Genomic DNA, 12,012 nt, shown 5'->3' on the forward strand with positions numbered 1-12,012 from the left:
AGACTTATTGATGAAAAACTATTTGTTATCGTAGTACACTTGTATTAAACCGAAAAGAAAATAGAAAATAGAAAAAAAGTAAATTGTTTTGGATGGAGGGCGAATAAATGATTAAATTCCTTAATTCTAAGCCGTTTCTAATCTCAGCATCACTATTTAGTATATTGTTCATTGGTAACATAGTTGCTATTGGGTCATCCACAAATGAAATAATTCTAGCCATATTCAAATCTATTATATCTGGAATTGTTTGTGGAATTGTGGTCGGCGGGATTATCTACCTTATTCAAAAAAGAAATGAAAGAAGCTAAAATAATATTTCTTGTTTTAACGGCCTAACAGAATTCATTGTTCTGTTATGGTCGTTTTTTGTCATTCTCTGTAATCGTATATAATAAAACCATATGAGAGGAGTTGATCGTATCCTTATTGTTCTGGCAGGACTCCTGCTGCTGCTGATTACTCAGACCATCTACCTGCTGAATTATCGGAGACAGGTCAAGCAGATCAGCAGCCAGCTCTCTTTTATCATGGAGCACGATTCCCGTAAGCGGATAGTTACCCAACTGAAGCCGAAGGAGATCGGCAGACTGGTACAGGATTGCAACAACCTGTTAAGCCGACAGAGCGCGATGGGGGAACAGTTTAGCCGGAAGAATCAGGAGATGAATCTGGCGGTCACCAGCCTGTCACATGATATAAGGACCCCGCTCACTTCCCTGGACGGGTATCTGCAATTGGCGCTGCGGACGGAGGCGGAGCAGGAGAAGGAACGGTACGTGCGGCTGGCCCAGTCGAGAATACAGCAGATTATCAAGCTGGTAGATGAGCTGTTCCTCTATACCAAGCTGCAGAATCCCGAATACAGTCTGGAGCTGCAGCCAGTGGACGTTATGGAGGTGCTGAAGCGGAACCTGTTCACCTTCATTGATGATTTCAACCGGTCAGGGGAAGAGCCGGAGCTGCGGCTGCCGGAGCATTCTCCCCGGGTGATGGGGGAACTCCATGCGCTGGAACGAATTTTTACCAATATCATCGGCAACTATTTCATTCACGGCGAAGGCACGTTGGCCATAGAGGTTGAAGACAGGCAGGACATGCTGGGTATACGCTTCACGAACCGGCTTAAGGCAGGCAGCAGAGTGGATACGGAGAAGATCTTTACCCGCTTTTACAAAGAAGATCCGTCGCGTACCCGGCATTCCTCAGGTCTGGGGCTCTCGATTGTGAAGGCGCTGATGGAGAAAATGAACGGTCATGCAGAGGCCGGGTGTACGGCGGATACTTTCAGCATACGGATCGGATTCTCAAAAAGGAGGGAGGAGCATGGCCATGAGCACCCATCTCAAGGATAACGGGCAGCGCAGGAGCATTCTCATCGTTGAGGATGACGGGCATATTAACGCAATTCTGCACGACGGGCTTACCGCCGCAGGGTATCAGTGCACCCAGTCCTATTCAGGCAGTGAGGGGATGTTGAATCTGGCAGAGCGTGAATACCACTTGATTGTCCTGGACCTGATGCTGCCCGGATTGTCCGGGGAGGCATTCATGCAACGCTTGCGCGGGGAGCTGAAGTCCCGGATTCCGGTAATTGTCCTCTCGGCCAAGGATCAATTGGGGGATAAGCTGGATCTGTTCACGCTGGGCGCTGATGATTATGTGACCAAGCCGTTTGAGCTGGAGGAGCTGATTGCCCGCATCCATGTTCATATCCAGCGGTCGGCTGCCGATGAGCCGGTGAAGGAGTTCAGGCATAAAAATCTGGTGCTGGACTGCACATCCTACAGTGTCAGGATTCATGGCAGCGTGCTTGCTCTGACCCGTCAGGAATACCGGATTGTCGAGCTGCTGGTCAGGAACCCTACCCGCGTGTTCACGAAGCAGGATCTCTATGAGCTGGCCTGGGAGGAGATCTATCTGGGCGAGGACAAGACGATAACGGTACATGTCAGCAATATCCGCAATAAAATCAAAGCGCACGACAGCCAAGCCTATATCGATACGGTCTGGGGCATCGGCTTCCGGCTGAGTCCATGATGAACTTTGAACTTTCTTAACCTTTTGTTGGCGAACAATTAGTCTTCATCCTGTTAACTTAGGGTAAGGAGGTGGCAGACATGACTGATTGCATTATTGAACTATGCGGACTGACCAAGCTGTACCCATCGAAAGCGGCCGTGCGCAATGCCAATCTCAAAATCTACAGAGGAGAGATTGTCGGCATCATCGGGAAGAACGGGGCGGGTAAATCTACCCTGCTCAAAATGATCAGCGGGCACGTGTATCCGACCTCGGGAGAGCTGCATTTCTTCAACCGTGCGGCGGCGGGGGAACAGTCTTTTTTTGAGCGGATGGGGGTATTGATTGAGCAGCCCGGATTATACCCGAACGTCTCAGCCTATGAGAACCTGAAGCTGCTGGCCATCGCATATGGTCTAAGTGACAGGGGTACCACGATAGAGAAGTTACTGCGGCTCGTAGGACTGGACCCTAAGAATACCGCCAAAGTTAAAAGCTATTCGATGGGCATGAAGCAGCGGCTGGGCATCGCGGTGGCTCTGCTTGGGAGTCCCGATGTACTGATTCTGGATGAGCCGATTAACGGGCTTGATCCGCAGGGGATTGTAGAGATTAGGGAGCTCATCCTGGAGCTGAACGCCGGGGGGCTGACGATTCTGATCGCAAGCCATATTCTGGAGGAGCTCTCCAAAATCGCCACCAAGTACGCCATCATTCATCAGGGAGAATTCGCCGAGGTGATCTCCAAGGAAGAATTGCAGCAGCGCTGTGAGGAACGGATTGAACTGGAGGTAGAGGAAGCCCGCGAGGTCCTTCCGGTGCTGGAGCGTGAACTGAAGATTACACAATATAAAGTGGTGGACAGCCGCACCGTGTACGTATACGACGAGCATATCCACATTCGGCAGATTGTCCAGGTACTGGCGCAGCATGGGGTAATGGTGGATTCCATTTCAAGACACAAGCAGAGTCTGGAGCAATATTTCCTGGAGCGCACGGAAAGTGCAGGTGGACGCCATGATTAATCTGTTTAAAATGGACCTGTACCGCTTCACACGGAACAAGATTATGTACCTGCTGCTGCTCTTGTTCTGTGCCTTCCAGATCTTTGGTATTTATATGATGAAGCAATACGCGCAGCCAGTGGAGGAAGGCGGAGTTCAGATCGGAAATTTAACAGAGATAGGCTTCATCCAGTATACGATCTCACAGCCGCCTTCCTGGATGCTGATCTATATTGCGGTGTTCACGATCTATTTCTATATGAGCGAATGGAATTCCGGCTTCCATAAGAATTATGTTTCTATGAGGCAGGCAAGAATCCACTCCGTCCTCTCCAAAATGGCGATTCTCGCCCTGTTTATTGCCATGCTGTTCCTGACCCTGCTAATTGCAGACGGAATCGGCAGAAGGCTGTTTATGGGACAGACGGATATGGGAGATCTAGGCACGCTCATTACTCTGCTGGCTGGCCAATTCCTGCTGCATTGGGCGTTCTCACTGCTTGTTCTCTGCATTGCCATGATGACGAGGAACCTGCTTATCAGCTTGAGTGCCGGCCTCGTGCTGGCCCTGAATGTGATCGGGATGGTACTGGGTGCGCTAGAGACTCTGCTTACAAGCACTCATCTAACGAAATATCTGCTGATCAATACGCTCGTACGGGTCAAGGATCTGGGCAGTACAGCAGACCTGATTCATACGTTTGGAGTAGCTATTACGGCGATTCTATTCTTAAGCTATCTTGCTGTCCGCTATAAAATGCGGGAGGATCTGAACTAGCGTCACTCTGCGCCTGAGGGGATCAGATTCTTCTGCATTCCCCGGGCAGCTCCCCGCCCTGAATCCAGGCCTTGACCAGCTTATTGAACAGCTCCGGCTTCGCCAGAGAGAGGCCATGTCCCATCCGGGGAATCACCACACCCATGGAGCGGGGATTCACAGCTACAAGATCACGGGCGGATTGCTTCATGACAGATTTCTCACGTTCACCTACAGTAACCAGTATTTTGCCTGCGGCTTCACTGAACCCGGCTGGAATGCGGAACGACATATTCTCTTCCAGCACCCGGATCAGCGTCATCAGCTCCATCTGCCGGCTCTCTTCAACATACCGTTCCAGGTATTCCTCGCCCAGATAGAGCGTCTTGGCCTGCAGCTTCGCGAACCATCTGTACTTAATCAGTGGAAAAGACAGTCTGACCGCCGGTCCGATCAGCCTGCTGGCAGAGGGAATCGGCCGCACCAATGCGCTGTTGATGATGGCATAGTCAATCAGCACCGGTCTTATCCCCAGCATCTGAACCAGCACCTGTGCACCCAGCGAGAATCCGGTAACGATGACTTTTCGTCCCTTAGCCCGCTCCTCAATAATGGATACAAGCTCCTCTGCACTGCTGCGGATCGTGAACTCCTGATCCTCCCGGCTGAACCCGTGCCCCGGCAGATCCGGGACCAGACAATGATAACCGGCGAACGCCGCTACCTGCTTCTCCCACATCCAGCCGCTTACGCCGCCGCCATGCAGGAAGACCATCAGACACTCCCCATTCGGGTCACCGTACTCTTGAATATGTATAGCCACTCCGCATACCTCATTCCTGTAAATGAATGAACCTTCCCTACTCCTACGTCCCAGTAACAATATGGTCTCATAAGTAGAACCGGCTTTGTTTTCCTTTTCAGGACGGTACCGCTTCAGTGAAAAGTGAAGCTTGGGTTTCGATGTTTACTCAGGACCTTCGCAGGGCCTAGAACTGTGTATCACAAAAAAAGCCCCGGCAGCTTATCCAAGCTGACGGGTGCTTATCTACATACCAATCCAATAGATTGAACTTGTTAATAACTAATACAGGGTGAGTGGTGGAAGGGAATTTTGGAACTGTAGGAGCGGTAGCGTCCGCCTTTAGGTTTGGATTTCTACCGCAGACAGCGGTTTAAAATCAGGAAATCCAAACCTAACAGCGGCCGGAAGTCCAAAACTTCTCTGGAGCCACGACTATCCCGAAATCGGAATGTACAAGTTCAATCTACCCACTCAAAACTGAAAATCCTCATCCCGCAAAGGCTCTACATTCATCGCCCGCACATACCCGTTCCCCTTCTTCGAGAAGAAGTCATGCTGCTTCGTATGGGTGCTGATTCCGTTCTGCACAATCGGGTTGATCTCTTCCTCATCGAACAGCGGATCATGGCCGAGGTTCATCATCGCCTTGTTGGCATTGTAGCGCAGGAAGGTCTTCACTTCCTCCACCAGGCCAATCGGGGCGTAGATCTGCTCGGTGTATTGCTCCTCGTTCGCGTGGAGCAGACGCAGCAGGCCGACCAGGGTCTCATAGACATCGCTCTGGTCTTCTTCGGACAGCTCCTCGAAGATTTCCTGGGCCAGCACGCCGACATAGACGCCGTGGATGCTCTCATCGCGCAGGATCAGGTCGATGATTTCGCCGCTGCAGGTCATTTTGCCCTGTCCGGCCAGATAGAGCGGGTAGAAGAAGCCGCTGTAGAACAGGTAGCTCTCCAGCAGGACCGAGGCGGACATCGCCAGGTAGAGGTCTTTCTTCGTCTCAATCTTTTGATAATACTCCGAGATCGTCTCCGCCTTGAACTGCAGGAACGTATTGTCCTCCACCCAGCGGAAAATCCCGTCAATCTCCTCCGTCGAAGCCAGTGTGGTGAAAATGCTGCTGTACGACTTCGCATGAATCTGCTCCATCATGCCCATGAAGCCGAGGACCGCCTTGCGCTGCAAGCCGTCCACATGCTCCATAATCTGCGGCATCCCTACGCCGCCCTGAATCGTATCCAGCAGGGTCAATCCGCCCAGCACCTTCATATAAGAGTCCTTCTCGGTCTCGCTTAGCGTGAGCCAGGACATTTTGTCATCGGATAGTGGTATTTCGTCATCGGTCCAGAACTGCATAATATTCTGGTTCCAGAACATCAGCGAGAAATCGTCGTCGGGACGGTTCCAGTTCACGGCTTGAATTGCGCTCATAATCGTATATTCTCCCTTTCTGTACCTGTGCCCCTCTTAGATGGAGCAGGCCAGGCATTCCTCGACAGACAATTTGTTGGTCCGGGTATAGTACAGGGATTTCAGCCCTTTGTGCGCCGCATACAGGTAAGAACGGGCCAGCTCACGGGTGGTGACATCACTGTTCACATGCAGGACTGTTGAAATACCCTGGTCGATATGAGGCTGAATCTCCGCGATCAGATCAATGACCTTGAACTGGTCCATCTGGTAGGCGGATTTATAATAGAACACATTGTCCGGACGCAGGTAAGGCATCGGATAGTAGGTGGTCGAGTTGGCATACGTGCGGGTCTCGATCTGCTCTACAATCGGCATGACACTGGAGGTAGCATTCTGGATGTACGAGATGCTCGCAGTCGGCGCAATTGCCAGACGGTAGGCATGGTACAGGCCGTGCTTCATCACCTTGTCACGCAGCTCTTTCCAATCCTCTGTAGTAGGAATGGTGATGCCCTCGAACAGCTCCTGCGCTTTTGCCGTAACCGGACGGTAGTCTGTAGTCAGATAACGGTCGAAATACACGCCGCTGGCGTAGTCGGACTGCTCGAATCCATAGAACGTTTCGCCGGTCTCAGCGGCAATCTCCATGCTTTTCTCAATGGAATGGAAGTTCATCGTCATGAAGAAGGTGCGTGCGAAATCACGGGCCTGCTCACTCTCATAAGCGACTTTATTCTTGGCAAAATAACCATGCAGGTTCATTACGCCCAGACCCACGGAGTGCATTTCCTTGTTCGCCTTAGCCACGCCTGGAGCGTTGGAGACAGTTGTCATATCGCTGACAGCCGTCAGTGCGAGCATGCCCTCATGTACGGATTCACGGATCTTACCGTGCTCCATCACGTTCACGATGTTGAGGGAAGCCAGGTTGCAGCTGATATCGCGGCGGATCTCGTCCTGCTGTCCGTAGTCGTTAATCTCCGAAGTCTCCTGCAATTGGAAAATCTCCGTGCACAGGTTCGACATCTTGATCTGGCCCACACCCCGCAGGGCATGAGCAGCATTGGCGTTGCTCTTGTTCATAATATATGGATAGCCCGATTCAAGCTGAATCATGGCGATCTTGGTCAGCATGTCGCGTGCGCTCATGGCGATTCTTTTCTTCACACGCGGATCGGCAAGCAGGGTATCATACATGACATCCAGGTCCATGTCATCCAGATGCGTACCATACGCCTGGTAGACCGTGTAAGGAGCGAACACATGCAGCGGCTGATTATCCTGCGCCAGCTTATAGAAGCGGTTAGGCACGATCAGGCCGATAGACAACGTCTTCAGGCGTGTCCGTTCGTCGGCGTTAATCTTCTTGCTGTCCAGGAACTCCAGTACATCCCAGCCAAAAATATTATAATAAGCCGCACCCGAACCCTTACGCTGGCCCATCTGGTCCGCATAGGAGAAGCCGTCTTCCATGAGCTTCAGGACAGGCATGATGCCTTTGGCCGCATCCTCGACACCCTTAATCGTCTCGCCGCGCGAGCGCAGCTTGGACAGATTGACGGCAACGCCGCCCCCGATTTTTGACAGCTGCATGCAGGTATTCAGCACATAGTTGATCGAATTGAGCGAGTCATCCATTTCCAGCAGGAAGCAGGAGACCATCTCGCCGCGGCGGCTTTTGCCGGCATTGAGGAAGGTTGGTGTCGCCGGCTGCAGGCGCTGTTCCATCATCGAGCGCGCGAGAGTACAGGCAGTTTCCACGTTGCCCCGTCCCAGATGCAGAGCCACTACCGCTACGCGGTCCGGATAATGCTCCAGGTACTGCTTACGGTCATTGGTTTTGACGGCATAGTCGGTATAGAACTTGGAAGCCGCCATATAGGAAGGGAAGCGGAAATTATATTCATGGGCGATCCGGTAGACATCCTCCATCTCAGCAGCGGAGTAGCGGTCGTACAGGTCCTCGTAGTAGTCATTTGCAATCATATAATCAATCTTGGCTTTCGTATCTGTGAAGGTCAGGCTGCGCCGCTCCACATCCTGCATGAACTCGGCTACTGCCTCCTGGTCCTTATCCAATTGGAAAAAGCCGCTTTCGTCTCTCTTCATCAACATGTTGTTCAATTCAATATGCCGCAACCCGGTCCACCTCCTGTTTTATGCGCTGTACGTCCCCGAAGGTTCCAGACAATTCAAACTTGCCGACCACCGGTACGTTGTAACGCTGTGCAATCAGATCTGCGCTGTGCGCGTATAGCTCACCCCAGTTTTTGTTGCCGCTTGCGGCGATGCCCTTCAGCCTGGAATGGTTTCGTTCAAGGAATGTTGACACCTTCTCTGGAATCTGTCCAAATCCGGTAGTGTATGTAACAAGCACGTAAGGCTCGTCGATCGTCATATGCTCTTCGATTTGAACCGCCGGAAGCTTCAATTTATTAATGAATCTTCTAACGTTGCCGGTCTTGGAATCGTAAGCAATCAACATGGCTCCTAACCTCCTATAACATGTAGCCCATTCTACTTGACAAATGAAGAATAGCGGTTTTACTAGATTTATGGGCTTAGCTCTTATATACACTATATTTAGTAATGCTTAATCATTTTATATACCATATATTGAAAAGTCAAGCGGTGAACAAGCCCTCACAGCCGCCCAAAATGCCTCTCTAAATCGCCAATCCCACGCCCCGCCTGCATTCTATTCTCTTATAATTAATTAGTATTTTTTTTAAGCATTTTGCTGCGTTGAGGAATGGCTCGAACGGGGCATTTGGAGAAGGGGAAGCGGCTATAAAATTTGAAAGCGCTCTGCCGTCGGCGGATGGAGTTTTGATGGCACTTCTTACATTAGACGCTGCTCCAATTTTTTGGGGGATCAGATCTGTTGTATTTTGTACACTTGATTTCAGCTAACAGGGGCTAATTGAGCAGATTCTCGAAATTCTAATGCAGGAACTGCAATCAGTACATTCAGCAAACAATAATTGATGGCGAGGGCGGCGTGCCCCAAGATTTTCAATAACAGGGAACCATATCGGTCGGCAGGAGTCTTATTAGGTGAGAGGGGAGAGAACATGCAGAGTAAAGAACTAACGTATAGCATGACCTGTGCCTCATCGGTATCGCTGCGTGAGATGATGGAGACCTACGGGCAGGATGTATGGAATTATGCTTTTTTCTTAACCCGCAGCCGGGAGCAGGCGAATGATATCAGCCAGGAGGTATTCCTCAAGGCCTACAAGAGCATCGGCAAGTACCGGGGACAGTCCACTCTGAAAACCTGGCTGCTCACCATTACCCGCAACACCGCGTTCAGCTTAAGGAAGAGCAGCTTCTGGCGGAGGTTCGTTCCGCTGGGCAGCCATCAGGATAAGGGGGGTGCCTTGTCCGCAGAACAAGAGGCTATCGGCAATCAGTATGCGAACCGCATCTGGGAGATCATCATGGAGCTGCCGGACAAGTACCGGGAGGTGCTGGTGCTGGATATTCAGCAGGATCTGTCAGTCGCTGAGCTGTCCGCGCTGCTTGGAATCGCGCAGGGGACGGTCAAATCCAGGCTCGGACGGGCCAGAATGAAAGTGAGAGCAGCGATGAAGGAGGAAGACCAGTGAAGACAAGACAAGAGCATGAGCAAGTGAAGGTGATGAGCGGGGAGAAGGACTGGTATAAGCAAGCCGGACGGAGTCCGCTTGTAGAACCGGGATTCACGCCACAGCTTATGGCGCGGATTGAAGAGGCTGCCCATGAATCCTCTAATCGTACAAGCCGCCGCCGCTTCAGCCGTATGGCTGCCTTCGGCGGACTGGCAGCCATCCTGCTGCTTGGCGCGCTGGTCTGGCCATTTGGCCCAGGGGCCGGGCTTGATCCGGCAGGGAGGCTCGCAGCGGTCTTTAAGCCTGACTCGGGAGCGGCTGTGGTGCAGCCGGCGGTGTCACCTTCGGCTACTCAGAACGCTGCTTCACCAGCATCGCCGCAAGCTTACAACCCGCCGGTTGGTTCTGCAGAGTTCGAGCTTGGCGGAAGGAAGTATTACATGCCCTTATCGTTGGACAGAGATAAGACCCGTGCGCGTGCCGTTGAGACCAACGCCGGGATTGTCTGGTCGCCCCCGCCTCCGATGGTCAATTACAGCAAGCCCAAGTACACCCATCCTACGGAACCTTACACATTGTATCTGTCACCAAAAGGCCAGTCCGAGCTATCTGAAGCTACGGCTAAACGGATCTACACCTTACCGCTGTATGCAGGCGGTTCGCAGCGTTATTATGAGCTTACGGGGATCTGTGATGGAGGGGACTATATAGTGCTGGGTATCGGGACGATCACCTTGGGGAAAGGGATAGGAATGACACCTGAAAAGTTAACCGTTTTGAATTTAAAATCAGCCGCAGCAGGTGAAACAATAACCCCGCAGGAACTGTTAGATTTAAGCAGCTTAGGTGACAAATATTCCTTGTACAGATCCTTTATTGCTATTGATAAATATAATAGCGAGATGCTGCTTGTATATTACAGTGATGATAAAAAGAATGGTTATGACATTCATGGCAATCTGTACGATATTGCTACTGGAGCGGTACAGAATATAAACAGCAAAATTGGCATGGATGTTCAAGGCCAGCAGCAGACGGCAATTTATGAAGTAAACGGGAAGAAGCGGAAAGCGGATGTCGTTTTGCTCCTCGGTCAGCAGTGGTATTATGATTGGTTTTATCAGGAGCACGGACAGCAGATTGATCCTGCCAAGACAGGGAAGTGACGGGGCTCCTAATTATTTTACGTGGATCTTATAGATAATTTACTAAAAAAAAGCTATACTTTTTGATAATCTCTCTAAGTAAACTTGGTTAATGTTTACTTCTGGAGTGGATATCGAAGAGTGGAGCGGGATCAATGAAGAAGCTGACTATTGAGGATGTGGCCCAGAAAGCGGGTGTATCGAAAAGCACAGTCTCGCAGTTTTTGAATAAACGGTTCAAGTATATGAGTGAGGCGACCAAAAACCGTATTGCGGAGGTTATCGATGAGCTGAACTACCAGCCTAACGGGCTTGCCCGCAGCCTTAAGCAGAACCGCACGCATATGGTTGGCATTATTGTGGCCAATATAGATTATTCGCTGTCCATTCAGTGCATCCGGGCGATTGAGAATGAGCTGCAGCGTCACGGCATCCAGGTGATTATCTGCAACTCGGATGAGAATGCGGACAAGGAGAATACCTATGTGGAGACGCTGGTTGCCCGTCAGGTGGATGGCCTGATTATTTTCCCGGCGGGAGATCAGCCTGCGCCTTACACAAGGTTAATTGAAGCAGAATATCCGCTGGTCTTCATGGACCGGCTGGTTGACGGCATTACGACCCAGAGCCTGCTGCTGGATAATGAAATGGCGGTAAAGACTGCTATCCGGGAACTGACCGGCCACGGCCATGAAGCGATTGCTATTCTATCCCTGCCGCTTGGCGTACATGCGATTACCCCGCGTAAAGAGCGAATGAGCGGGTACAAAAAAGCGATGGAGGAAGCAGGTCTGCCGCTGCTAGATTCGTATATGCGCAGTGTGTCGCGCGAAGATATCGCTTCCGCACTGGACGAGCTGCTGCAGCTGCCCCAGCCGCCGACAGCGCTGCTTGCCGCCAATGATCTGGTGCTGGGCGAGGTCCTTAAATATGCGAACCGTAAGGCCATCTCCATCCCCGGCCAATTGTCAGTGATCGGCATTGACGATGCGGAATTCGCCCGGATCTATAATCCCGATATTACAACGATCCGCCAGCCCGCCTACGAGATGGGGATGCAGGCAGCGAAGATCATGCTCTCCTTGATCAACGACACGGACGGCGCGATCCCCATCACCTACAGATTCCCGCCTTCCTTGCAGCAGGGCGATTCAGTGCAGCCTCCCGCTTAGCCGGAATAGCAACAGGCGGTATGAACGTCCCCGTAAGGCTTTATTTTGCCCGGATGCCGCGAACCTTTTCGGGCCTCCGAAAAGACCGGAAAACCGCTAAA

Annotated in this window: 11 protein-coding genes; 7 read left to right on the plus strand and 4 right to left on the minus strand. The window is 51.4% G+C overall.

Translation table 11 applies throughout. The features are described 5' to 3' along the window. Positions 1–404: 404 nt before the first annotated feature. The 4 genes from NSU18_RS27675 to NSU18_RS27690 all read left to right on the plus strand — a co-directional run bounded on the left by NSU18_RS27675 (position 405) and on the right by NSU18_RS27690 (position 3,804). Positions 405–1,355, plus strand: a complete 951-nt coding sequence (locus tag NSU18_RS27675) for a sensor histidine kinase (protein ID WP_341150557.1) — start codon at positions 405–407, stop codon at positions 1,353–1,355. After that, positions 1,327–2,040 (plus strand): response regulator transcription factor, encoded by a 714-nt coding sequence (locus NSU18_RS27680; RefSeq protein ID WP_341150558.1) that lies wholly within the window; start codon positions 1,327–1,329, stop codon positions 2,038–2,040. Before NSU18_RS27675 ends, NSU18_RS27680 begins: the two co-directional genes overlap by 29 nt. A gap of 80 nt (positions 2,041–2,120) precedes the next feature. Beyond that, the gene (locus NSU18_RS27685; RefSeq protein ID WP_341017406.1) at positions 2,121–3,047 is read left to right on the plus strand and encodes an ABC transporter ATP-binding protein; all 927 of its coding nucleotides are present in this window, start codon (positions 2,121–2,123) and stop codon (positions 3,045–3,047) included. Further along, positions 3,040–3,804: an ABC transporter permease gene (locus NSU18_RS27690; protein ID WP_341017407.1), complete on the plus strand. Its 765-nt coding sequence runs from the start codon at positions 3,040–3,042 to the stop codon at positions 3,802–3,804. Before NSU18_RS27685 ends, NSU18_RS27690 begins: the two co-directional genes overlap by 8 nt. Positions 3,805–3,826: 22 nt before the next feature. On the opposite strand, the gene NSU18_RS27695 is transcribed toward NSU18_RS27690, so the two are convergent. The 4 genes from NSU18_RS27695 to nrdI form a co-directional block, all read right to left on the minus strand. Further along, positions 3,827–4,558 (minus strand): alpha/beta fold hydrolase, encoded by a 732-nt coding sequence (locus tag NSU18_RS27695; RefSeq protein WP_445321876.1) that lies wholly within the window; start codon positions 4,556–4,558, stop codon positions 3,827–3,829. A gap of 501 nt (positions 4,559–5,059) precedes the next feature. Continuing rightward, positions 5,060–6,019, minus strand: a complete 960-nt coding sequence (gene nrdF, locus NSU18_RS27700; RefSeq protein WP_341017409.1) for a class 1b ribonucleoside-diphosphate reductase subunit beta — start codon at positions 6,017–6,019, stop codon at positions 5,060–5,062. A 36-nt stretch (positions 6,020–6,055) separates the two neighbouring features. Continuing rightward, positions 6,056–8,140 (minus strand): class 1b ribonucleoside-diphosphate reductase subunit alpha, encoded by a 2,085-nt coding sequence (gene nrdE, locus NSU18_RS27705; RefSeq protein ID WP_341150560.1) that lies wholly within the window; start codon positions 8,138–8,140, stop codon positions 6,056–6,058. After that, positions 8,127–8,486, minus strand: coding sequence for a class Ib ribonucleoside-diphosphate reductase assembly flavoprotein NrdI (gene nrdI, locus NSU18_RS27710; protein ID WP_036732265.1), 360 nt, complete (start codon positions 8,484–8,486; stop codon positions 8,127–8,129). Before nrdI ends, nrdE begins: the two co-directional genes overlap by 14 nt. A gap of 589 nt (positions 8,487–9,075) precedes the next feature. Between nrdI and NSU18_RS27715 the strand changes: the two genes are divergently transcribed. From NSU18_RS27715 to NSU18_RS27725, 3 genes are all read left to right on the plus strand, one after another. Continuing rightward, positions 9,076–9,612 (plus strand): RNA polymerase sigma factor, encoded by a 537-nt coding sequence (locus NSU18_RS27715; protein WP_341150561.1) that lies wholly within the window; start codon positions 9,076–9,078, stop codon positions 9,610–9,612. Next, positions 9,609–10,760: a hypothetical protein gene (locus NSU18_RS27720; protein WP_341150562.1), complete on the plus strand. Its 1,152-nt coding sequence runs from the start codon at positions 9,609–9,611 to the stop codon at positions 10,758–10,760. Before NSU18_RS27715 ends, NSU18_RS27720 begins: the two co-directional genes overlap by 4 nt. Positions 10,761–10,894: 134 nt before the next feature. Continuing rightward, positions 10,895–11,911 carry a LacI family DNA-binding transcriptional regulator gene (locus tag NSU18_RS27725; protein ID WP_341017413.1) on the plus strand — a complete coding sequence of 339 codons (1,017 nt, stop codon included), beginning with the start codon at positions 10,895–10,897 and terminating at the stop codon, positions 11,909–11,911. Positions 11,912–12,012: the final 101 nt, after the last annotated feature.

The sequence above is a fragment of the Paenibacillus sp. FSL H8-0048 genome, assembly GCF_038002825.1.
GTDB lineage: Bacteria > Bacillota > Bacilli > Paenibacillales > Paenibacillaceae > Paenibacillus_AQ.